This is a genomic window from Neisseria sp. DTU_2020_1000833_1_SI_GRL_NUU_006 (genome assembly GCA_032388755.1).
In the GTDB taxonomy this organism is placed as follows: Bacteria; Pseudomonadota; Gammaproteobacteria; order Burkholderiales; family Neisseriaceae; genus Neisseria; species Neisseria sicca_C.
Genome location: CP135593.1, coordinates 621,991 through 643,227 on the forward strand (window position 1 = coordinate 621,991; position 21,237 = coordinate 643,227).

A 21,237-nucleotide genomic window follows, 5' to 3' on the forward strand; every position below is an offset into this window, starting at 1 on the left:
GAGAGGGCGAGCAAGCCGCAGGCTTGCCTCTTTAGCGAAAGATACGAATCTGTTATCCGAACGCGATTCGGTTTTTGAAAAAGCCGTGGTGCCAAGGGGGTAGGGGATTCATTATGAGGTGCTTTATGTTTTCGACTGTGATTACTGCTGCTGTTTTATATATTGCTACAGCAGTAGATTTGTTGGTAATACTATTAATATTTTTTGCTAGAGCAAATACTAGAAAAGAATATCGAGATATTTATATCGGACAATATTTAGGTTCTGTAATTTTAATATTAGTTAGTTTATTTCTAGCTTTTGTTTTGAATTATGTTCCGGAAAAATGGGTGTTGGGTTTATTAGGTTTAATACCGATTTACTTAGGTATTAAAGTTGCTATTTACGACGATTGTGAGGGCGAAAAAAGAGCTAAAAAAGAATTGGATGAAAAAGGGTTGTCAAAATTAGTCGGTATTGTTGCTTTGGTTACAGTTGCTAGTTGTGGTGCAGATAATATTGGACTTTTTGTTCCTTACTTTGTGACTTTAGATCTTGTCGACTTATTAGTTACTCTTCTTGTATTTTTAATATTGATTTTTGTTTTAGTATATGCAGCACAAAGATTGGCTAATATTTCAGGTGTTGGTGAAATTGTAGAGAAGTTTAGTCGTTGGATAATGGCTGTTATTTATATTGGTTTAGGATTATTTATTATTATTGAAAATAATACAATTCAAACAATAATATCAATAATATGAATGATACGGGTATTTGAGTATCTGACGAACCTTGCGGTTCGTTGCCCTCTCCCTAACCCTCTCCCACGGGAGAGGGAATCAGGTTGCTGAAAATCAGAGAGCGCAGGATTGGGAATCGGATGGCAGGTAAACCTGAAAATGTTCGGGAACGACAGTCTGATCCCCTCTCCCCGTGGGAGAGGGCAAGCAAGCCGCAGGCTTGCCTCTTTGGCAAAAGATACGGCCCTGGCCACCCAATAAATCCATATCCAGAAGCATCTTCATGCAGAATCAAGCCAAACCATGAATAAATTCTTCACCCACCCCATGCGGCCGTTTTTCGTCGGCGCGGCGGTACTTGCCATACTCGGCGTGTTGGTGTTTCTCATCAGCCCCGGTGCCATCGTCTTGCACCGCCAAATCTTCTTAGAACTCATGCTGCCTGAGGCATACGGCGGTTTTCTGACTGCCGCCATGCTCGAATGGACGGGTTATAAAGGTCGTCTGAAACCTGTTGCTACTTTGATGGCGGCATTGTTGCTCGCCGCATCCGTCCTGTTGCCGTTTGCGACGCAAACCTCTTCGTTTTTCGTCGCCGGCTATTGGCTGGTGTTGCTGCTGTTCTGCGCCTGGCTGATTTGGCTTGACCGCAACACTGACAACTTCGCCCTGCTGATGCTGCTTGCCGCGTTTACCGTTTTTCAGACGGCCTATGCCGTCAGCGGCGATTTGAACCTGCTGCGCGCGCAAGTGCATCTGAACATGGCGGCGGTCATGTTCGTATCTGTGCGCGTCAGCGTCCTTCTGGGCGCGGAAGCTCTTAAAGAATGCCGTCTGAAAGACCCCGTATTCATCCCCAACGTCGTCTATAAAAACATCGCCATCACCTTCCTGCTGCTACACGCCGCCGCCGAACTTTGGCTGCCCGCGCAAACCGCCGGTTTTACCGCGCTCGCCGTCGGTTTCATCCTGCTTGCCAAGCTGCGCGAACTGCACCATCACGAACTCCTGCGCAAACACTACGTCCGCACCTATTACCTGCTCCAACTCTTTGCCGCCGCAGGCTATCTGTGGACAGGCGCGGCGAAACTGCAAAACCTGCCTGCCTCCGCGCCCCTGCACCTGATTACCCTCGGCGGCATGATGGGTGGCGTGATGATGGTGTGGCTGACCGCCGGACTGTGGCACAGCGGCTTTACCAAACTCGACTACCCCAAACTCTGCCGCATCGCCGTTCCCATCCTCTTCGCCGCCGCCGTCTCGCGCGCTGTTTTAATGAACGTGAATCCGATATTCTTCATCACCGTTCCCGCGATTCTGACCGCCGCCGTGTTCGTGCTTTATCTGTTGACGTTCGTACCGATATTTCGGGCGAATGCGTTTACGGACGATCCGGAGTGAGTGTTTCTGTTTCATCCCGTCAGTCAATGGCAAGCCCTGTATCGCCTTAAGTCAAAAGGTCGTCTGAAAATCTCCAACATGGGTTTTCAGACGACCTTTGCTTAAATCAGGGTTTAAATCAGACCTTGCAGTTTAGGGTTGCCTTCTTTTGGAATAGGGCGTGTGTTGCCTTCGCTGTCGATGGCGACGTAGGTAAAGATGGCTTCGGTAACGAGTTGGCGGTCTTCGGTCAGGTGGTCGTTCATCAACGTTTTCACCCAAACTTCGATTTTCAGTTGCAGCGAAGTATTGCCCACGCGCACGCAGCGTCCGTAGCAGCAAACGACGTTGCCCACTTTAACGGGGCGGATGAAGTTCATTTCCTGAACGGCGACGGTAACGATGCGGCCTTGCGCGATTTCCGCCGCCAAAATGCCGCCGCCCAAATCCATTTGCGACATAATCCAGCCGCCGAAAATATCTTGGTTGGGATTGGTGTCTTGCGGCATGGCGACGGTGCGCAGCAAAAGCTCGCCTTGAGGGTGGGAGCGGTGTTCGTTTTTTTGAGTCATGAGAATATCCTTTTGAGCGGTGCGGATTGGGTGGGTTTGAATGTTGGCGGATTAAGTCTTGCGAAGGTCATCTGAAAGAGGATGGGGCGTTTCAGACGACCTTTTATACCTGTTCCAACCAAATTAGGCTGACCATGCGGCCGGTTTGTCCGTCGCGGCGGTAAGAGAAGAAAGTGTCGCGCTCTAAGACGGTGCAGTGTGTGCCGCCGTAAATCATGTCCACACCTTCGCGGCGCAGAACCAAACGCGCCAGCGCGTAGATGTCGGCAAGATATTTACCGCCGCCGATGTCTTCGAATGCGTCCGCCGCTTCGGGCATGGGGGCACAAAATGCGTCGAACACGTCTTGTCCGACTTCAAACGCGTCCGCGCCGATGGCAGGGCCGAGATATGCCATGATTTCGACGGGCGCGACATTCATTGCGGCTATGGTGTTTTGCAGCACGCCGCCCGCCAAACCGCGCCAGCCGGCGTGTGCGGCAGCGACGACCGTCCCTGCTTTATCGCAGAACAAGACAGGCAGGCAGTCGGCAGTCATCGCGGCGCAGGCGGCTTTGCCCGAGTTGTCCACCGAAGCGTCTGCGTCGGGTGTGTTGCCCAATGCGTCGGCAGCGTTGACGACGATGGTGCTGTGGATTTGATTGAGGTAGGCAACGGGCAGCCCGACCTGTTCCTGCACGATTTCACGATTGCGGCGCACGGCATCAGGATCATCACCGACGTGCGAACCGAGGTTCAAACTTTGATACACGCCTTGGCTTACGCCGCCGTTGCGGGTGGTAATCAGGGTTTTCACGTTGGCAGGCGCAGGCCAGTCGGCTGTCAGGAAATTTTTGCCTTGCGGGGCGAGGTTTAAGGTTTCTGTGATGGTTTTCATGGTGTGTCGGAATAGGTGCGTAGCAGCAAGGGTTTATTAACTGCTCTTAGGGTAAATGGATGTTTGGTTTTTCGTCATTCCCGCGCAGGCGGGAATCTAGAGATTCGGGATTGCTGTAAATTTTTAATTGTCGCTGAGAAATCAGAGGTTCGGATTCTTGCCAGTGCAGCATGAATGATGCCATTGGATAAACCTTATCTAAACTTTATATGAAGTTCGTTTTCAGACGACCCTTGAGTAACAGGTCGTCTGAAACACCTTAATCCCTCACATAAACCACTTCGACGTCGTAGTCGTCTTCGTTCCAATCATCATCGTCATCCGTGCCGAGTTTGTCCTGCCATTCTTCTTCTTTGCTCAAAGACGAATCCAAGCCTGCTTCGAGGCGCAGGACAGAGAGCAGGTGATACATATCGTCGGGAATCGGGGCTTCGAAGGAAACGGTTTCGCCGGTTTTCGGATGGACGAAACTCAAGCGGTAGGCATGCAAAGCCTGACGCGCACCCAGACTTTTAACGGCTTCTTTCACCGGTTCGCTGCACGGATGGCGCAGGTTGCCGTAAACGGGGTCGGCGGCAAGCGGGTGGTTGGCTTCGCGCATATGGACGCGGATTTGGTGCGTCCTGCCTGTTTCGAGCGAGCATTCGATGTAGCTGTGGGCAAGATAGCGTTCCAACACTTTGACGTGTGTCACGGCAGGTTTGCCGCCGAATTTGACGACTGCCATTTTCAGGCGGTTGTGCGGATCGCGTCCGATTTGGGTTTCGATTTTTCCGTCAAAGGGAACAATGCCATTGGCGACGGCGCGGTAAATGCGTTTGACCGTGCGTTCTTGAAGTTGCTGCACGAGGGAGTTTTGTGCAGGCAGGGTTTTGGCGACCACCATCAGGCCGCTGGTTTCCTTGTCTAGCCTGTGGACGATGCCCGCGCGCGGAATCTGGCTCAATTCGGGACAATGCGCCAGCAGGCCGTTGAGCAGCGTCCCCGTCCAGTTGCCTGCGGCGGGGTGGACGACCAGTCCGGCGGGTTTGTTGACGACGATGACGGTATCGTCTTCGTACACAATATCCAAATCCATCGCTTCGGGTTTGAACGCGAGATTCTCTTCGCTCGGACGTACCGTTACGCTGATGGATTCTCCGCCTATCATTTTGTCTTTGGGTTGGGCGGGCTTATCGTTTACAATAACCGCGCCTTCTTTAATCCACGATGTCAGGCGGCTGCGCGAATAATCAGGCATGAGCTTTGCCAACACCGCATCCAGCCGCCCGCCCGCAAGCTCCAGCGGAACAGTCAAATTAACACAACTTTCTGCTTCGGGGGCTGACGTAAAGTCTAAATCGTCGCTATAATCGGCTTCATTATCAAAGGAAGTATTCTGCATGAAAAAAATTCTTTTAGTAGTTTCGTTAAGTCTGGCACTGGGTGCCTGTGCAAGCAATAAAGGTACGGTCGATAAAGACGCGCAAATCACACAAGATTGGAACGTGGAAAAACTCTATGCCGAAGCGCATGACGAGTTGAACAGCAGCAATTATACGCGAGCCATCAAGTTATACGAAATTTTAGAATCCCGCTTCCCCAACGGCCGCTACGCGCAACAGGCGCAGCTGGACACCGCATACGCCTATTACAAAGACGACGAGCCTGAAAAAGCCCTCGCCGCCATCGACCGCTTCCAGCGCCATCACCCGCAACATCCGAATATGGATTACGCGCTTTACCTCAAAGGCTTGGTTCTGTTCAACGAAGACCAATCCTTCCTCAACAAACTCGCCTCCCAAGACTGGTCCGACCGCGACCCTAAAGCCAACCGCAGCGCATACCAAGCATTTGCCGAATTGGTACAACGCTATCCGGAGAGCAAATACGCCGCCGACGCCACCGAGCGCATGGCGAAACTGGTGGACGCATTGGGCGGTAACGAAATCTCCGTTGCCCGCTACTACATGAAACGCGGCGCCTACCTCGCCGCAGTCAACCGCGCCCAAAAAATCGTCGAGCGTTACCAAAATACCCGCTACGTCGAAGAATCGCTCGCTATGATGGAGCTGGCTTACAAAAAACTGGACAAACCCCAACTCGCCGCCGACACCCGCCGCGTCTTGGAAACCAACTTCCCGCAAAGCCCCTTCCTGCAACACCAATGGCAGCCGAACGACATGCCTTGGTGGCGCTACTGGCGTTAAGCACATCAAATTCAGGACAGTTGATACGGATTGGTATCGGTTGTCCGAAAGATGAAAGGTCGTCTGAAAACCATCAAACAGGGTTTCAGACGACCTTTTATATTTCCCTTCCAATCACGCAAGGAACAGGCGGTATGCGGCGTTTTGGGTTTCGTCCTGATAGCTGTAACCGAGGCTTTCGAGGAAGTTTTCGAAGGCTTGATTGTCGCCGGGCGGGACGTCGATGCCGACGAGGATGCGGCCGTAGTCGGCGCCGTGGTTGCGGTAGTGGAAGAGGGTAATGTTCCAGCCGCCCTGCATATGGTTGAGGAAGCGGGCGAGTGCGCCGGGGCGTTCGGGGAACTCGAAGCTGATTAAGCGTTCGTGGGCGACTTTTGTTGTGCGTCCGCCGACCATGTAGCGGATGTGAATTTTGGAGATTTCGTCGTCGGTCAGGTCGACATTGGGCAGTCCGGCTTCGGTCAGTTGGCGGCTGATGACGGCGAGGTCTTGGGAACCTGCGGTTTGCAGGCCGACGAAGATGTGGGCTTTTTGGTCGTCGCCGTATCGGTAGTTGAACTCGGTGATGTTGCGGCTGCCGAGCAGGTTGACGAATTTGAGGAAGCTGCCGCGCTCTTCGGGGATGGTAACGGCGAAAATGCCTTCGTTGCCTTCACCCAATTCGCTGCGTTCGGAAACGTGACGCAGGCGGTGGAAATTCATGTTGGCGCCGCTGGTTACGGCGATGAGGGTTTGGTTTTGGATGCGGTTGCGGGCGGCATAGGTTTTCAAGCCGGCAAGGGCGAGGGCGCCTGCGGGTTCGGTGATGCTGCGGGTGTCGTCGAAGATGTCTTTGATGGCGCCGCAGATGGCGTCGGTATCGACGGTGATGATGTCGTCCAAGAGGTCGCGGCAGAGGCGGAAGGTTTCTTCGCCGACGACTTTGACAGCGGTACCGTCGGAGAAGAGGCCGACGTCTTTGAGGCTGACGACTTTTCCGGCTTCGACGGATTGCTTCATGCAGCAGGAGTCGTTTGTTTGCACGCCGATGACTTTGATGCTGGGGCGGACTTGTTTGACGAATGCGGCAACGCCCGCAGCCAGTCCGCCGCCGCCGATGGGGACGAAGATGGCATGGATGTCGTCGGGACGCTGGCGCACGATTTCCATGCCGACCGTGCCTTGTCCGGCAATCACGTCGGGGTCGTCAAACGGGGCGATGTAGGTCAGTTTTTCTTTTTCTGCCAACTCCATCGCGTAATCGTAGGCATCGTTGTAGGAAACGCCTTTGAGGACGACTTCGCCGCCACGGCTTTTGACGGCGTCGATTTTGATTTTGGGCGTGGTTTCGGGCATGACGATGACGGCGCGGCAGCCCAAACGCTGTGCCGAAAGGGCGACACCTTGTGCGTGGTTGCCTGCGCTGGCGGCGATGACGCCGCAGGCGAGCGCTTCTTTGGGCAGCTTCGCCATTTTGTTGTACGCGCCGCGGATTTTGAAGGAAAACACGGGTTGCAGGTCTTCGCGTTTGAGCAGGACGTTGTTGTTCAGACGACGTGACAGCCCGATTGCGGGTTCGAGCGGCGTTTCGACGGCAACGTCGTAAACGGAGGCGGTCAGGATGCGGATGAGGTAATCGGAATAAGAGGGGCGGTTGTTCATGGTTTTGTGTGCCGGAGGATTATTTCAAAAGGAGTGTCCGCCGCCCGCGTCAAACTTTGCCAACAAAACGGCGGAAAGGTAAAACCATACCCTCGAGGTCGTCTGAAATCAAGAAAAATCTTAGCAAAGCGAAGTTGCGGCGGTATAATGACTGCCTTTTGTGCCAAACCGCACGACGCGGTTGTTTTTATTTCTGTTTCCGCACCACATCCCGATGAAAAAAACATTATCCGTATTGATCGCGGCAATGATGATTGCCGCCGCGCAAGCCGCGCCGCAAGCGGCTAAAAACAACGCAGCCCCTGCTGTTGCAGCTTCCGAGCCTGCGCCTGCCGCCGCATCCCAACCCGAAGCCATGATGCCCAGCATCAACAGCCCCGATGCGCCGCCTGCCATTGCCGCTGCCGCCTACATCGTTACCGATTTGCAAAGCCATCAAGTGCTTGCCTCCGGCAATATCGACACCCAAATCGAACCGGCTTCGCTGACCAAAATGATGACCGCCTACCTCACGTTCAAGGCTTTGGAAAACGGCACATTGCGCGCCGACCAAATGCTGACCGTGTCCGATGCAGGCTGGAAAATCGAAGGCTCGCGGATGTTCCTCAGTCCCAAAGTTCCCGCCAGCGTCAGCGATTTGATTAAAGGCATGATTGTCCAATCCGGCAACGATGCTGCCACCACGCTTGCCGAAGCCATGGGAGGCGGCTCGGTGGACGTGTTCGTCCAACAAATGAACGACGAAGCCAAGCGTTTGGGCATGACCAAAACCCACTTTAAAAATCCGACCGGATTGGCTGCCGAAGGCCACGTTTCCACCGTCGGTGATTTAGCCATTTTGTCCGCCGCGCTGATACACGATTATCCGAAATACTATCCCGTATTTTCGATTAAATCCTTCAAATACAACAATGTCGAACAGCCAAACCGCAACCTCCTGCTCTACCGCGACTCCAGTGTCGACGGTCTGAAGACGGGACACACCGAAAGCGCAGGCTACAACCTTGCCGCTTCCAGCAAACGCAACGGCAGACGCATCGTTTCCATCGTCGTAGGCACCGACTCCACCGAAGCCCGCGCGTCCGAAAGCGGCAAACTGCTCAACTGGGCGTTGCAGGCATTCGATACGCCCAAGCTCTACAACGGCGGTGAAATCATTTCCAAGGTCAAAGTTTATAAAGGCAGCAGCAAATCGGTGAACGTCGGCTTCCTCGAAGACGTGTACATCACGATTCCCCACGATGCCGGACAAAACATCAAACCGATTTTAGAAACCGTCCAGCCCGTTGTCGCCCCGATACGCAAAGGTCAAACCTTGGGCAAACTCAAAATCGTCAAAGACGGCAAAGTCATTACCGAGAAAAACGTCGTCGCCCTCCATTCCGTTGAAGAAGGCAGCTGGTTCAGACGGATGTGGGATGATATCGTATTGTGGTTCAAAGGCTTGTTCGGCAGCAGTTCGAAATAGGCAGGATTGATGAAAAGGTCGTCTGAAAATGGTTTTCAGACGACCTTTCGGATAACGGATATATCATTAAAAATAAGGAAAAACCATGCAATTACAAGCATTTGACGAAGCATCCCGCGTGCGCCTGATGCAGCTGCTCGATGCCAAATCGGAACAACACAACACCATGCGCTGCGATGAGGTACAGGCATTTATGATGGCTTTGTTGAGTGGTCCCGATGCCTTGAATCCGAACGATTGGCTGCCTGAAGTGTTGGGTGAAGAATCATTGTTTGACGCGAAAGAGCGTACCGAAATCGAGCGTTTGGTGATGGCGCTGGCGGCTGATTTGCGTATCAAGCTCGGCAGTAAAATGTTGCCCGATTTGTGGTTTTACGAAGATGCAGCGGGCAATCCCGACGTGTACACTTGGTGTAACGCCTATCTGTATGCCTTGGATGTCGTGCCGACCGATTGGTTTGAAGCAGTCGATCAGGAGGAGTTTGAAGACCTGTTTTATCCGATCATGGCTTTGGGTGGCATTTACGACGAAGAGCAAAACGGCGAAATCATTTTGCACCTGACTGAAAAAGAACTTTCACAACTCGAATCCGACCTGCCGCATGTCCTGCTGGATATTTACTGGTATTGGCAGGCAATCATCAATAAACCGCAAACCGTACGTCGCGAAGGTGAAAAAATCGGGCGAAACGATTCTTGCCCCTGCGGGAGCAGTAAAAAATACAAAGCCTGTTGCGGCAATGGATAACTTTCCGATCAGGTAAAAAATCAAAAGGTCGTCTGAAAAACCATTTTCAGACGACCTTTTGCAATGATCAGGTTAAAACCAGCTTGCCGCCCACATAACTAGAAGGATCATCACAATCGTCAAGGCACAACCGATTTTGGCAACCGTACCGATGATGAAGCCGATAAACGTCCCTAGTCCGACTTTGCCCGCCTGCCACATATCGCGGCGTGCCAAGAATTCTCCGACACCCGCGCCGATGAGCGGGCCGAACAACAGTCCGGGGATGGAAAAAAACGCGCCGACGATACCACCGATTAGCGCTCCCCAAACTGCAGTTTTACTGGCTCCCGTATATTTTGCCCCTAATGCGCCTGCGACATAATCCATCGCCGTGCCGATGGCAGCGACAACGGCGAGAAAAATTAGGGTGTTTGTACCGTAAATCTGATAATCGCCGGCATATGCAAGCAGCCATGCGCCGCCGAACATCAATCCCAATCCGGGAATAGCGGGATAAACCGTGCCGAGCAGTCCGACACAGATGGCGATTAAACCGAGCAGGATGAAAATGGCAGTCATAACAGTCCTTTTTTGATGGAAGGGAAAAGGGTATGCGAAGCACGCTGAGCTTGTTTTGCGGCGGATTAAAATGGAACGGTTTGTATCGTCTTTCCCGTAAAATCCCAGTTTTCAGACGACTTACCGTATTATGGTTGCACGTCCTGATGATTCAAGGCAGGTTTGTGCAAAGAAATAAAAAATCCGGACAAGGCATCCGGATTTTTGTTTTATGCGCCGCAAGTTTTCGGCTTGTTTGCCAGAATGTTGATGATTTTGCGTTCGGGTTTGGACGGGGTGATTTTGATTTCGCTTTCGTCTTCTTCGCTGCCGTCGGAGTAGCGTTCGGGCATTTTTTCGTTGTCAAACGCCAAATCGCCGCCGTGTTTCAAGGTTTGACCGCGTTCCAAACCGACGAAGTCGAAAAGCTCGGGGTCGGCAAGATGGGAGGGTACGACGTTTTGCAGGGCGGAGAACATGGATTCAATACGGCCGGGGAAGCGTTTGTCCCAATCGCGCAGCATATCGCCGATGACTTGGCGTTGCAGGTTGGGCTGCGAGCCGCAGAGGTTGCACGGGATGATTGGGAATTGCTTCAGTTCGGCATATTTGATCAAATCTTTTTCTTTCACATACGCCAGCGGGCGGATGACGATGTGTTCGCCGTTGTCGCTCACCAACTTGGGCGGCATGGCTTTGAGTTTGCCGCCGTAAAACATATTTAAAAACATGGTGGCGAGGATGTCGTCGCGGTGGTGTCCCAAGGCGATTTTGGTGCAGCCCAATTCTTTTGCAGTGCGGTAGAGAATGCCGCGGCGCAGGCGGCTGCACAGCGAACAAGTCGTTTTGCCTTCGTCCAATACGCGTTTAACGGTGGAGTAGGTGTCCTCTTCGACGATTTTGTACGGTACGCCTATGCTTTCGAGATAGGTCGGCAGCACTTCTTCGGGGAAGCCCGGCTGTTTTTGGTCAAGATTGACGGCAACCAGTTCGAAATCAATCGGCGCGCTGGCTTGGAGCTGGCGCAGGATGTCTAGGAGGGCGTAGCTGTCTTTGCCACCGGAGAGGCAGACCATGATTTTGTCGCCCGGCTCGATCATGTTGAAATCGTTAATCGCGTCGCCGACGGCGTGGCGCAGGCGTTTGTTGAGTTTGTTGTTCTCTAATTCTTGCTTGGTTTTTTTGGACATGGCGGTTTGTGCTTTGAAATAAGGAAAATTTAAGGGCGGTATTGTACCGCAAAAAGTGTTTGGAAACCGCATATTAGAAAAGAAAGGTCGTCTGAAAGAGGGAAGGGGTTTCAGACGACCTTTGCTTTATATTACGCGACTATATTACTCAATCTTCACCCGTTTCAACCTCAACGCATTGCTCAACACCGAAACCGAACTTGCCGCCATTGCCGCGCCCGCGATGATGGGATTTAAGAAGCCGAGTGCGGCGAGCGGGATGCCCAAGATGTTGTAGAAGAAGGCGAAAAACAGGTTTTGCTTGATGTTTTTCAAAGTGGCTTGCGATACCAGTAGGGCATCGGCGAGTTGGTTGACCGAATGCTGCATCAGCGTGGCGGATGCGGTGTGTTCGGCGACGTCCGCGCCGCCTTTCATGGCGAAGCTGACGTTGGCGGCGGCGAGTGCGGGCGCGTCGTTGATGCCGTCGCCGACCATCGCCACGGTTTTGCTGGTGGCTTTGAGTTTCTGCACTTCGGCGGCTTTGTCGCGCGGACTCATGTTGCCGAAGGCGTGGGCGATGCCCAGTTGTTTGGCGACGTATTCGACCGTGCCTTGGTTGTCGCCGCTCATGATGTAAACGTCGATGCCGTGTTTTTTCAGACGGCCTATGGCTTCGGCGGTATCGGCTTTCAGCGCGTCGGCGAGTGCGAATGCGCCGATGGGTTTGCCGTTGGCGGAAACGGCGACGATGCTTGCGATGCGCCAGACGTCGTCTGAAAGGTTTTCAGGTAGCTTTAATTCGGCAAAATCAAGTTTGCCCGCTTTAACCAATCCCGCGCCTTCGACTTCGGCGGTAATGCCTGCGCCGACGACAGTTTGCGCGTTTTGTGCGGCGGGAATCTCCAAACCGCGCATTTGGGCGGCGGAGACGATGGCGCGGGCGAGCGGGTGGGCGGCGTTTTGTTCGACGGCGGCGGCGATGCGGTACAAAGCGTCTTTGTCAAAGCCGCTATCGGGAACGCAATAGACGGCGGCAACCTGCGGCCTGCCTTCGGTCAGCGTGCCGGTTTTGTCCAACACGACGGCATCGACGTGGGCGGCTTCTTCCATCGCCGCTGCGTCTTTAAACCAAATGCCGTGTTTTACCGCCTTGCCCATGCCGACCATAATCGCGGCGGGCGTCGCTAGACCGAGCGCGCACGGGCAGGCAATCACCAAAACGGCAACGGCGTGCATCAGCGCAACCGTCCAATCGCCTTTAACCAGCCAAGTGGCGATAAAAGTCAGAAGCGCGATGCCCACGACGGCAGGCACGAACACTGCCGCCGCCTTGTCTGCCACGCGCGCAATCGGCGCCTTGCTGCCTTGCGCTTCGGAGAGCGCGTTCATCATGTCGCCGAGCAGGGTTTGGCTGCCGAGCTGCGTGGCGCGGTAAACCACGCTGCCCTCGGTCATCAGCGCGCCCGCCAACACTTTGCCGCCCGCCTTTTTCTCTTCGGGATTGGACTCGCCGGTAAGGTGGCTCTCATCCGCCCAACCGCTGCCGCTCTCGATGATGCCGTCGGCAGCGATGCGTTCGCCGTGGTTGGCGCGGATAAGGTCGCCGATTTGCACTTGGTCGATAGGCAGTTGTTTCCATTCGCCATCGCGTTGCACGTTGACTTGGGTCGGCGTGAGTTTGAGCAGCAAGCCCAAGCTGTTCAGGCTGGATTTTTTGGTGCGGTGTTCCAAAAATTTGCCCAGCGACACAAAACCGATCACCATCACGCCTACTTCAAAATACACGTGTGCCATGCCGTGCGCCGCGTGCGGGCTGAAAAACAGCATATAAACGGAATACAGGTAAATCGATACCGTGCCGATGGTAACCAGCACGTCCATATTCGCCAACCCGCCCTTAATGCTTGCCCACGCGCTTTTGTAAAACGGGATTGCCAGCCAAAGCTGCACCACACTCGCCAATGCGAACTGCCACAACGGCGGAATCATCCAATCGTGCTGACCGATCATCATTCCCGCCATGCCGATCAGGAACGGAATATTGATCGCCAGCAAAAGCCACAACCGCCAGCTTACATGCGCGGTTTCTTCGGGTTGCGGCAGCGCGTCTTCCGTCTTTTCCTTCGCGCCGTAACCGGTTTTCTCGATAATTTTGGCGATGTCGGCGGCGGAGGTTTGGCTGTCGTCAAACACCACCTGCGCTTCCTCGCTGGCAAAGTTCACCCCCGCCGATTCGACAAAATCTTTTTTGTTCAACACTTTTTCAATGCGCGAAGCGCAGGCCTGACAGGTCATGCCTTCGATTTGGAAACGGACTTTTTGTTGCATGGTTTCTTCCTTCTGAATGTGGTTGGGCTACCTGAAAAAAGCGGAGCAGGGTTTTCAGGTAGCCTTTGGGGTGTTGCAGTCGATTTGTTGCGATTCGATTTACAAAGCCGCATCAAAGCCACCGTCTTCCACCGCTTCTATCAGCGCGGCGGGGTTGGTTTGGGCGGGGTCGAATTCCACGACGGCGTTCTTGTTTTCCAGGCTCACTTCGGCCTTGTCCACGCCGTTTACGCCTTCGAGGATGCTGGTAACGCTTTTCACGCAGCCGCCGCAGGTCATGCCTTCGATGTTTAATGTGATGGTTTGCATAGGGTTTCCTTTCTGTTGGAATGAGGCTGAGGTTTTAAAGCCCGTTGCAGCCAAAGCTTTCAGGTAGCCTGAAATGATGGGTCTGCTCTTGCTTTCCCGCTAAGTGCCGCCACTATAAAGCTTCACCCGAAGTAAAGGTCAAGCATCATGATGAACATCAGCCAGGCCGCGGCCGAGAGCGGCCTTTCCGCCAAACAAATCCGCTACTACGAAAAACACGGCCTGCTCGCCCCGGCCGCGCGCAGCGAAGCGGGCTACCGCCGCTACGGCCAGGCCGACCTTGCCCGGCTGCGCTTTATCCGCCATGCACGGGAAGTGGGCTTTTCGCTGCCGCAGATCGGGCAGCTTTTGAGCCTGCAACACAACCCGCAGCGCACCAGCCGCGAAGTGAAAACGCTCACCGCGCGGCACATCGCCGAGCTGGAAGCCAAAATCGAACGCTTGCAGGGCATGGTGGCCGAGCTGCAACGCTGGCACGATGCCTGCGCGGGAGACGACTGCCCAGATTGTGCGATTTTGGCCGGGCTGGAGGAGCGTTAGGCGGCTTGGGGCCAATACACATGAGTGCAACCACCTGTTGCCTTTGTTGGAAGGCATTGCCGAAGGTACGACCGTCTATGCCGATAAAGGCTATGACAGTAAGGAAAACCGGCAACATCTAAAAGAGCATCAGTTGCTGGACGGCATTATGCGCAAAGCCCACCGCAACCGTCCGCTGACGGAAGCGCAAACCAAACGTAACCGCTATTTGTCGAAGACCCGTTATGCGGTCGAACAAAGCTTTGGTACGCTGCACCGTAAATTCCGCTACGCCCGGGCAGCCTATTTTGGTCTGCTCAAAGTGAGTGCGCAAAGTCATCTGAAAGCGATGTGTTTAAACCTGTTGAAAGCGGCTAACAGGCTAAGTGTGCCTGTTGCCGCCTAAAAGGCGGCCCGGATGCCTGATTATCGGGTATTCGGGGAGGATTAAGGGGATATTTGGGTAAAATCAGGAGCAATTAGGGGCGGAAATAGACGAAAACCTGTGTTTGGGTTTCGGCTGTCGGGGGAAGGGCTTTTTTGCAAAGGTCTCAATTTGCTATTAAAAAATAATATTCTGGCGTTGAGTTATCAGTCATAGAATTAAGTGCTTTTAGGCAGATTAGATTGATTTAGGTATTGCTATTGAAATCCGAATCTTCGGACCTCTTTTTAACTTTGCAGCAAAGCCAAAGAATACTTCATCATTTCCTATTGGGAAATTATATTGTTCATAAATTGAGATTTATTGCTTAATCATTTATCCGTACAATCCACCTCATCAAATATTTTAAGGAGGCAATGATGAAAAAAATGCCTGTATTGTTTGTTGGGCATGGTAGTCCGATGAATGTGTTGGATAAGGAAAATCCTTTCGACCAAAATCTCAGCCTGATTACGCAAAAGTTTGCCAAACCCAAAGCGATTTTGATGATTTCGGCGCATTGGTACAGCGGACGTTTGCAGGTTACATCGGGTGAACATCCTGAAATGATTTACGATTTTTACGGATTTCCTGAAGAACTGAGCCAAGTGCAGTATCCGGCGCCCGGTTCGCCCGAATTGGCGGAGCAGGTGCGCTCGTTATTGCAGCCGGAGAATGTCGGGCTGAATCCGATGCGCGGTTTTGATCACGGTGCGTGGGCGGTGTTGAAATTTCTGTATCCCGATGCCGATATTCCTGTGGTACAACTCAGCCTTAACCGTTTGCAGTCGGCGGAATGGCATTTCAATTTGGCGAAAAAATTATCCGCCTTGCGCGAACAGGGTGTGTTGATTATCGGCAGCGGCAATATTATCCATAATCTGAGCGTGATGAGCAGGGCGCATATCAATCAAATCGGCGCGAGTTATGATTGGGCGTTTGCGTTCCGTGAAGCGGTCAATCAGGCGATTGTCGAGCGGGATGACGACACTTTGATTCATTACGAACGGCTGGGCGAAAAGGCGATGCTCTCCGTGCCGACGCCGGAACATTATCTGCCTTTTCTTTGCATCATGGCATTGCGCGAACCGGATGATGCCATTACGTTTTTCAACGACAACCTTGTCGCAGGTTCGCTCAGTATGACTTCGCTTTTAGTGGGGTAAAAAATATGGCAGCGCAAAAGATTCTTTATTTGTTTGATCCGCTTTGCGGATGGTGTTATTCCGTTTCAGACGGCATTTCAAAATTGGCGCAAACTGCTGATGTCAAACTTGTTCCGACAGGCTTATTTTGCCGCGACAAAATCATGTTGCCCGATTGGGCGGAACATGCTTGGGAAAACGACCGGCGCATCGCCAAGCTCGCAGGGCTGCCGTTTAGCGAAAATTATCGCAAAAACATTTTGCAGCAGCCGACCAATTTCAATTCTTTCGCCTTGGTGCAGGCTTTAACGGCGGTGCAAACTACCGAGCCTGCTCGCGAACCGGAAGCCTTGCGTGCTTTTCAAAAAGCACGTTACGAAGAAGGTTTGGATACGGCAAAATTGGATGTATTGGCAGATGTTTTATGCCAAATCGGCTGTCAGCAAGCGGTTGGGATTTTAAAAGATCGTGCAATCGAACAGCTTGCCAAACAGCGTATTGCTGATGGTGCCAATCTTGCGCAACAGTTTGGTGTCAGCGGTGTGCCGTTTGTGGTGGAAGAAACCGGGCAAGGTTGGAGGCAAATCCGTACGGAAAGCTTGTGGTAAAAGGAAGGGGCGAAAGCCCCTTTTTTGCGGTTGCTTAACTGACAATGATTGAAAAAGCCAGGGTTGCTGACATAGGCTAAGTGTGAAAGCAGCCTGCGTTTCAATAAAAAAGGAAGGGGCAGGGGCTGTTTTTTGTTTTTCAGACGACCTGTTTGACGACCTGTTTTTAGATGATATTTTGAAGGATCGGGTTAGATTTGACAGTTGAAGCGGTTCGGGAGATGAAGAGCATTTCTGAATGCGTAAATACTAAGGTCGTCTGAAAGCCCGATTCAGGTTTTCAGACGACCTTTTCCCCTTCATCCGAGTAGACTTACCCCAGATATTTCAGTTTGCCTTTGAAGTCTTCGAGCGTCTCGTAGCCTTTTTGTACCATGATGGCTTTCAAGCCAAGCGAAACGCGTTCGAAAACTTCGACGCCTTGTTGATGCAGTGCCGTGCCTATTTGTACCATGCTCGCGCCGCACAAGATATGTTCAAACGCATCGCGACCGGTATAAACGCCGCCTGTACCGATGATTTGGATGGACGGATTCAATCTTTGGTAGAACGCGTGGACGTTGGCAAGCGCGGTCGGTTTGATGTATTCGCCGCCTATGCCGCCGAAGCCGTTTTTAGGCCGGATCACGACGGATTCGTCTTCGATATACATGCCGTTGCCGATGGAATTGACGCAGTTGACGAATTTCAGCGGATGGCGGTTGAACACTTCCGCCGCTTGGTCGAAATGGACGATGTCGAAATACGGCGGCAGTTTGATGCCCAAGGGCTTGTCGAAATAGCCGAAGGCTTCGCCCAAAATCCGCTCGGTCGTTTCAAAATCGTAGGCGATTTGCGGCTTGCCGGGGACGTTCGGGCAGGAAAGGTTGAGTTCGGTAATGCCTTTAAAACCGCTGTTTTGCACTTTTTTCAACAGCGTGTGTGTTTCATCGGGCGACATACCGACCAGCGAGAGGAAAAATGTCCGTTCGGGCTGCGATTCTTGAAGGCTCAGCAAATAATCCAGATAGTAATCAATGCCTTGATTCGGCAAACCCATGGAATTGATGCTGCCCAGCGGTACATCGCGGTAACGCGGCTCGGGATTGCCCGCACGCGCTTCCAGCGTCGCCGTTTTGGTGACGAAGCTGCCCGCGGCGGATTGCCTGACTTCTTCCAATTCTTCTACGGTCATACACGCCACGCCTGCGGCGTTCATCAGACAGTTGTCAAAAGAAAAACCGGCGATTTGCGTTCTCAATGACGGCATATCCTGCTCCTTTCCCTTGAAAAATCAATTTGTTTGCGAAGCGTAACACGAATAGTCGGCAAAATTTTTAACAAACATCAAATGACAGACAATGTAGGGAAATGTTGTTTTATATGATGAAGGAAAGGTGCAAAAAAGGTCGTCTGAAAACCTGTTTTGTTTGTCTTCAGACGACCTTTAATGTAAATAAGCCATGGTGATTGAAAAATTTTTGAAATCACCAAGAAAGCCTTGGTTCATAATTTCTTAAATCAGGCTATCCATTCAGTTAATGCAGCCTCCAAGCGTTTCAGCCCTTCCGCCATATCTTCATCGTTTAGCAGCAGGCTGGGGGCGAAGCGCACGACGTCGGCTCCGGCAACCAATACCATCAGGCCGTGTTTCAATGCAGCGGCGGTAATTTCCGAAGCGCGGCCTTTGTATTTGTCCGCCAACACACAGCCGATGAGCAGCCCCATACCGCGGACCTCTTTAAACACGCCGGTTTTCTCGCCCAATTCCCGCAGGGTCGTCTGAAATTTTTGTCCTTGTTTTTCAACATGAGCTAAGGTTTCCGGCGCGTTGATAATGTCGAACGCACGACTACCAACGGCGCACGCCATCGGATTGCCGCCGAAAGTAGAACCGTGCGTCCCCGGTCCGAAGGTCGGCGCGATTTTGTCAGTGGTCAGAATCGCGCCGATAGGGAAGCCGCCGCCCAATGCTTTGGCGGAGCTGATGATGTCGGGCGTAATGCCGTAATGCTCGTAGGCAAACAGTTTGCCCGTATGCCCCATACCGGTTTGCACTTCGTCCAAAATCAGCAATGCGCCGTGTTCGTCGCACAAACGGCGCGCGGCTTGCAGATATTCCTGCGTGGCAGGCAGGATGCCGCTTTCGCCTTGAATCGGCTCGATGATTACGGCGCAAGTGTTTTCGTTGATGGCAGCTTCCAATGCGGCAATATCGTTGAACGGAACATGGGTAATGCCTTGCGGCAGCGGCGCATAGTCTTTGCTGTATTTGGGCTGGCCGCCGACAGAGACGGTAAACAGCGTTCGTCCGTGGAAGCTGTTCAGGCAGGAGATGATTTCGGTTTTGTGTTCACCAAAATGATCGCGTCCGTATTTTCGTGCCAGTTTCAGCGCGGCTTCGTTGGCTTCAGCGCCGGAATTGCAGAAAAACACTTTGTCGGCAAAGGTATGCTCTACCAGCTTTTGCGCCAATTCCTGCGCGGGTTTGGTGGTGTAGATATTGGAAATATGCCACAATTTTTGCGACTGCTCCGCCAGCGCGGCAATCAAATCGGGATGGCAGTGTCCCAACGCGTTGACCGCAATGCCACCCGACAAGTCGATGTATTCACGGCCTTCGGTATCCCAGACGCGGCTGCCGAGAGCGCGTTCGGGAATCATGGGGGCGAATGAAAAATTGGGGGTCAGGTAGTTTTGCATCCGATTTCCTTTGCAGTGGATGATTTATTGAAAATAATCGGGGATTATGCGCCGCCTGAAACAAAGCTTCAAGCAGGAATGGGCGGGACGCAATGAAAGTAGAAATTTCGGCTACAATATGGATTTTACCGACCGTAGAAAGAAGATTATGAACATCCTGCCTTATCAGACTGAAATTGCCGAGCGTATGCTGGTTGGCACCGAAGGCGAAACCATTCATCCCGACGCGCAATTTGTTCAAACGGCCAACGGCTATTGGATAGCTTGGCACGAGGGCGATGCAGCCCTGCTGGCTCCCGATACGCCACCCGATATTCCGTGTTTTTGGGTAGAAGGGGCGCAAAGTTTGGAAGAGTTGGTCGAATTGGTCGAAAACGGTGAGTTTGACGAAATAGAAGAGTTTGACGGCGACGATGACGCGTGGCACGAACACGCGGCAGGCTGTGATGGCGGGCATGACGGTCATTGCGGATGTCCGCATTCATGAAAATGAAGATGAAAACCTTGCTTCTGCCTTTGGTCCGCCTGGCGCTGAACGGCTGCGTCGTCAGGGCGGCAGTCGATTTGGCGGCAACGACCGTCATGACGGCGGGCAAGGTTGTCGTCAAAGGTACGGGCGCAGTTATTGATGCCGTCATTCCCGACAGAGATAAAAAGAAAGACAAAGAAAAGGATAAAGGTAAAAACCGCCATCCTGTTTCAGACGACGGTGTGTATCCGGGTTCTTATCCGCCTGCATCGGAAGAGGGCGGTTACTCTGTTCCGCAAGATTCAGGATATTCGGACAGGGGATGGTAAGGACGGATGTCTTTTGTCCTTGCAACCATATAAAAAGGTCGTCTGAAAGGTTTGAGCGCGACCCGCTCGACTCATTTTCAGACGACCTTTTTGTTTGTGGGAAGGTTTTAATCCTTTAAAGCCTGCTTAGCGGCATTGCGGACTTTATCGGCAGCCGCTTCGATTTCGGATTGAGCAACTTCGGCAGCGGTTTGCGCCGGAGCGCGCGTTTGCGTTTGTGCGGCGCTTGCGGATTCAGTCGGTGCCGCAGCTTCAGGGGCTTGGAGCGACAGGCGCGCCAAAACAGTGCGCACGCCGGTTACTTTGTCGCCGATGGCAACTTGTGCCTGCGCGTCAACCGGCAGATACATATCGACGCGCGAACCGAAGCGGATAAAGCCGTAGCGTTCGCCGCGCGCCAGTTTCTCGCCTGCTTTGGTGTAACACAAAATGCGGCGGGCAACCAAGCCTGCGACTTGGACGAAAGTGATTTCGCGGCCTGACGCAGTGGTCGCCAGTACGGCGTTGCGTTCGTTTTCGGTACTGGCTTTGTCCAAATCGGCGTTGAGGAATTTGCCTTTATTGTATTCGACGGCGGTTACGGTGCAGTCGGCAGGCGATTTTTGCGAGTGGACGTTGAAGACGTTCATGAACACGCTGATTTTCAACGCTTCGGTATCACGGTAAGGATCGCGCGCGCGCTCGACGACGACGACGCGTCCGTCAACAGGGCTTAAAATCGCTTCGGGATCTTGCGGGATTTCGCGGGCGGGATCGCGGAAAAATTGCAGGGCAAATACGGTGAAAATCCAAAACGGTAGCGACCACCAGCCGCAGCAGGCAGACACCAGCAAACTCAATACCAAACCGCCGCCGATAAACGGCCAGCCCTCGCGGGCGATAATCGGGTGGGGGTACAGACGGTTCATAAATCAATCCTTTTCTATTCAAATTTTATTCAAATCGCCGCCATTATAACGGAATCCGATACGCTTTTAGCGGCTGCGCCCGTTTTTCGGACGGAATGCGAAAGAAGGTCGTCTGAAAACCTGTCTCCTCCGCTTTTCAGACGACCTTCCGCAATCTGAAACCCAAGCGAAAAGTGTTACAATAGCCGTTTTATTTTAGCCGCTTAAGAC

At 52.7% G+C, this 21,237-nt stretch carries 21 protein-coding genes and 1 pseudogene; 11 read left to right on the forward strand and 11 right to left on the reverse strand.

Going from position 1 to position 21,237, the window contains the following annotated elements; genetic code table 11:
• Positions 1–125 precede the first annotated feature (125 nt).
• Both RSJ68_02930 and RSJ68_02935 read left to right on the forward strand, forming a co-directional pair.
• The gene (locus RSJ68_02930; protein ID WNU97706.1) at positions 126–740 is read left to right on the forward strand and encodes a CadD family cadmium resistance transporter; all 615 of its coding nucleotides are present in this window, start codon (positions 126–128) and stop codon (positions 738–740) included.
• A gap of 282 nt (positions 741–1,022) precedes the next feature.
• Positions 1,023–2,120 carry an NnrS family protein gene (locus RSJ68_02935; protein WNU97707.1) on the forward strand — a complete coding sequence of 366 codons (1,098 nt, stop codon included), beginning with the start codon at positions 1,023–1,025 and terminating at the stop codon, positions 2,118–2,120.
• A gap of 113 nt (positions 2,121–2,233) precedes the next feature.
• Here RSJ68_02935 and yciA read toward each other — a convergent pair whose 3' ends face one another.
• The 3 genes from yciA to rluD form a co-directional block, all read right to left on the reverse strand.
• Positions 2,234–2,671: an acyl-CoA thioester hydrolase YciA gene (gene yciA / locus RSJ68_02940; protein ID WNU97708.1), complete on the reverse strand. Its 438-nt coding sequence runs from the start codon at positions 2,669–2,671 to the stop codon at positions 2,234–2,236.
• Positions 2,672–2,774: 103 nt separating this feature from the next.
• The gene (gene pgeF, locus RSJ68_02945; protein ID WNU97709.1) at positions 2,775–3,548 is read right to left on the reverse strand and encodes a peptidoglycan editing factor PgeF; all 774 of its coding nucleotides are present in this window, start codon (positions 3,546–3,548) and stop codon (positions 2,775–2,777) included.
• 259 nt (positions 3,549–3,807) lie between these two features.
• Complete coding sequence (rluD, locus tag RSJ68_02950; protein ID WNU97710.1) at positions 3,808–4,932, reverse strand: 23S rRNA pseudouridine(1911/1915/1917) synthase RluD; 1,125 nt, start codon at positions 4,930–4,932, stop codon at positions 3,808–3,810.
• On the opposite strand from rluD, the gene RSJ68_02955 reads away from it, so the two are divergent.
• Positions 4,931–5,737, forward strand: a complete 807-nt coding sequence (locus RSJ68_02955; GenBank protein WNU97711.1) for an outer membrane protein assembly factor BamD — start codon at positions 4,931–4,933, stop codon at positions 5,735–5,737. The two genes, rluD and RSJ68_02955, sit on opposite strands and share 2 nt — an antisense overlap.
• Positions 5,738–5,851: 114 nt before the next feature.
• Here RSJ68_02955 and ilvA read toward each other — a convergent pair whose 3' ends face one another.
• Entirely contained in the window at positions 5,852–7,378 is a 1,527-nt protein-coding gene (ilvA, locus tag RSJ68_02960; protein WNU97712.1) for a threonine ammonia-lyase, biosynthetic, read from the reverse strand.
• A 214-nt stretch (positions 7,379–7,592) separates the two neighbouring features.
• Here ilvA and RSJ68_02965 point away from each other — a divergent pair, with 214 nt between their 5' ends.
• Together RSJ68_02965 and RSJ68_02970 are read left to right on the forward strand one after the other, a co-directional pair.
• Positions 7,593–8,846 (forward strand): D-alanyl-D-alanine carboxypeptidase family protein, encoded by a 1,254-nt coding sequence (locus RSJ68_02965; protein ID WNU97713.1) that lies wholly within the window; start codon positions 7,593–7,595, stop codon positions 8,844–8,846.
• Positions 8,847–8,931: 85 nt separating this feature from the next.
• Positions 8,932–9,594 carry a YecA family protein gene (locus RSJ68_02970; GenBank protein ID WNU97714.1) on the forward strand — a complete coding sequence of 221 codons (663 nt, stop codon included), beginning with the start codon at positions 8,932–8,934 and terminating at the stop codon, positions 9,592–9,594.
• Between the two features lie 72 nt (positions 9,595–9,666).
• On the opposite strand, the gene RSJ68_02975 is transcribed toward RSJ68_02970, so the two are convergent.
• From RSJ68_02975 to RSJ68_02990, 4 genes are all read right to left on the reverse strand, one after another.
• Entirely contained in the window at positions 9,667–10,155 is a 489-nt protein-coding gene (locus RSJ68_02975; protein WNU97715.1) for a DUF456 family protein, read from the reverse strand.
• 209 nt (positions 10,156–10,364) lie between these two features.
• Entirely contained in the window at positions 10,365–11,324 is a 960-nt protein-coding gene (ttcA, locus tag RSJ68_02980; protein WNU97716.1) for a tRNA 2-thiocytidine(32) synthetase TtcA, read from the reverse strand.
• A 144-nt stretch (positions 11,325–11,468) separates the two neighbouring features.
• Positions 11,469–13,634, reverse strand: coding sequence for a heavy metal translocating P-type ATPase (locus RSJ68_02985; protein WNU97717.1), 2,166 nt, complete (start codon positions 13,632–13,634; stop codon positions 11,469–11,471).
• A 99-nt stretch (positions 13,635–13,733) separates the two neighbouring features.
• Positions 13,734–13,943 carry a heavy-metal-associated domain-containing protein gene (locus tag RSJ68_02990; protein WNU97718.1) on the reverse strand — a complete coding sequence of 70 codons (210 nt, stop codon included), beginning with the start codon at positions 13,941–13,943 and terminating at the stop codon, positions 13,734–13,736.
• Between the two features lie 147 nt (positions 13,944–14,090).
• Here RSJ68_02990 and cueR point away from each other — a divergent pair, with 147 nt between their 5' ends.
• The 4 genes and pseudogenes from cueR (at position 14,091) to RSJ68_03010 (ending at position 16,639) form a co-directional block, all read left to right on the forward strand.
• Positions 14,091–14,483 carry a Cu(I)-responsive transcriptional regulator gene (cueR, locus tag RSJ68_02995; protein WNU97719.1) on the forward strand — a complete coding sequence of 131 codons (393 nt, stop codon included), beginning with the start codon at positions 14,091–14,093 and terminating at the stop codon, positions 14,481–14,483.
• Positions 14,484–14,493: 10 nt separating this feature from the next.
• A pseudogene (locus RSJ68_03000) lies at positions 14,494–14,868 on the forward strand (transposase).
• Between the two features lie 398 nt (positions 14,869–15,266).
• A complete protein-coding gene (gene ygiD, locus RSJ68_03005) occupies positions 15,267–16,052 on the forward strand; it encodes a 4,5-DOPA dioxygenase extradiol (GenBank protein WNU98336.1) in 786 nt (261 codons plus the stop codon).
• 5 nt (positions 16,053–16,057) lie between these two features.
• Positions 16,058–16,639, forward strand: coding sequence for a DsbA family protein (locus RSJ68_03010; protein WNU97720.1), 582 nt, complete (start codon positions 16,058–16,060; stop codon positions 16,637–16,639).
• A gap of 313 nt (positions 16,640–16,952) precedes the next feature.
• On the opposite strand, the gene RSJ68_03015 is transcribed toward RSJ68_03010, so the two are convergent.
• Together RSJ68_03015 and RSJ68_03020 are read right to left on the reverse strand one after the other, a co-directional pair.
• Entirely contained in the window at positions 16,953–17,888 is a 936-nt protein-coding gene (locus tag RSJ68_03015; protein WNU97721.1) for a dihydroorotate oxidase, read from the reverse strand.
• 251 nt (positions 17,889–18,139) lie between these two features.
• Positions 18,140–19,321 (reverse strand): aspartate aminotransferase family protein, encoded by a 1,182-nt coding sequence (locus RSJ68_03020; protein WNU97722.1) that lies wholly within the window; start codon positions 19,319–19,321, stop codon positions 18,140–18,142.
• A gap of 148 nt (positions 19,322–19,469) precedes the next feature.
• On the opposite strand from RSJ68_03020, the gene RSJ68_03025 reads away from it, so the two are divergent.
• The gene (locus RSJ68_03025) at positions 19,470–19,808 is read left to right on the forward strand and encodes a hypothetical protein (protein ID WNU98337.1); all 339 of its coding nucleotides are present in this window, start codon (positions 19,470–19,472) and stop codon (positions 19,806–19,808) included.
• Between the two features lie 8 nt (positions 19,809–19,816).
• The gene (locus RSJ68_03030) at positions 19,817–20,119 is read left to right on the forward strand and encodes an NF038104 family lipoprotein (protein ID WNU97723.1); all 303 of its coding nucleotides are present in this window, start codon (positions 19,817–19,819) and stop codon (positions 20,117–20,119) included.
• A 107-nt stretch (positions 20,120–20,226) separates the two neighbouring features.
• Here RSJ68_03030 and RSJ68_03035 read toward each other — a convergent pair whose 3' ends face one another.
• Positions 20,227–21,027, reverse strand: a complete 801-nt coding sequence (locus RSJ68_03035; GenBank protein ID WNU97724.1) for a phosphatidylserine decarboxylase — start codon at positions 21,025–21,027, stop codon at positions 20,227–20,229.
• Between the last annotated feature and the right edge of the window lie 210 nt (positions 21,028–21,237).

Bases quoted from the DNA above. Each gene is read 5' to 3' on its own strand.
- RSJ68_02955 (WNU97711.1), top strand. From the start codon at position 4,931: ATGAAAAAAATTCTTTTAGTAGTTTCGTTAAGTCTGGCACTGGGTGCC.
- cueR (WNU97719.1), top strand. From the start codon at position 14,091: ATGATGAACATCAGCCAGGCCGCGGCCGAGAGCGGCCTTTCCGCCAAA.
- rluD (WNU97710.1), bottom strand. From the start codon at position 4,932: ATGCAGAATACTTCCTTTGATAATGAAGCCGATTATAGCGACGATTTA.
- yciA (WNU97708.1), bottom strand. From the start codon at position 2,671: ATGACTCAAAAAAACGAACACCGCTCCCACCCTCAAGGCGAGCTTTTG.
- RSJ68_03030 (WNU97723.1), top strand. From the start codon at position 19,817: ATGAAAACCTTGCTTCTGCCTTTGGTCCGCCTGGCGCTGAACGGCTGC.
- RSJ68_03020 (WNU97722.1), bottom strand. From the start codon at position 19,321: ATGCAAAACTACCTGACCCCCAATTTTTCATTCGCCCCCATGATTCCC.
- RSJ68_02975 (WNU97715.1), bottom strand. From the start codon at position 10,155: ATGACTGCCATTTTCATCCTGCTCGGTTTAATCGCCATCTGTGTCGGA.
- RSJ68_03025 (WNU98337.1), top strand. From the start codon at position 19,470: ATGAACATCCTGCCTTATCAGACTGAAATTGCCGAGCGTATGCTGGTT.
- RSJ68_02985 (WNU97717.1), bottom strand. From the start codon at position 13,634: ATGCAACAAAAAGTCCGTTTCCAAATCGAAGGCATGACCTGTCAGGCC.
- RSJ68_02935 (WNU97707.1), top strand. From the start codon at position 1,023: ATGAATAAATTCTTCACCCACCCCATGCGGCCGTTTTTCGTCGGCGCG.
- ygiD (WNU98336.1), top strand. From the start codon at position 15,267: ATGAAAAAAATGCCTGTATTGTTTGTTGGGCATGGTAGTCCGATGAAT.
- RSJ68_02990 (WNU97718.1), bottom strand. From the start codon at position 13,943: ATGCAAACCATCACATTAAACATCGAAGGCATGACCTGCGGCGGCTGC.
- RSJ68_03035 (WNU97724.1), bottom strand. From the start codon at position 21,027: ATGAACCGTCTGTACCCCCACCCGATTATCGCCCGCGAGGGCTGGCCG.
- RSJ68_03015 (WNU97721.1), bottom strand. From the start codon at position 17,888: ATGCCGTCATTGAGAACGCAAATCGCCGGTTTTTCTTTTGACAACTGT.
- pgeF (WNU97709.1), bottom strand. From the start codon at position 3,548: ATGAAAACCATCACAGAAACCTTAAACCTCGCCCCGCAAGGCAAAAAT.
- RSJ68_03010 (WNU97720.1), top strand. From the start codon at position 16,058: ATGGCAGCGCAAAAGATTCTTTATTTGTTTGATCCGCTTTGCGGATGG.
- RSJ68_02965 (WNU97713.1), top strand. From the start codon at position 7,593: ATGAAAAAAACATTATCCGTATTGATCGCGGCAATGATGATTGCCGCC.
- RSJ68_02970 (WNU97714.1), top strand. From the start codon at position 8,932: ATGCAATTACAAGCATTTGACGAAGCATCCCGCGTGCGCCTGATGCAG.
- ttcA (WNU97716.1), bottom strand. From the start codon at position 11,324: ATGTCCAAAAAAACCAAGCAAGAATTAGAGAACAACAAACTCAACAAA.
- RSJ68_02930 (WNU97706.1), top strand. From the start codon at position 126: ATGTTTTCGACTGTGATTACTGCTGCTGTTTTATATATTGCTACAGCA.
- ilvA (WNU97712.1), bottom strand. From the start codon at position 7,378: ATGAACAACCGCCCCTCTTATTCCGATTACCTCATCCGCATCCTGACC.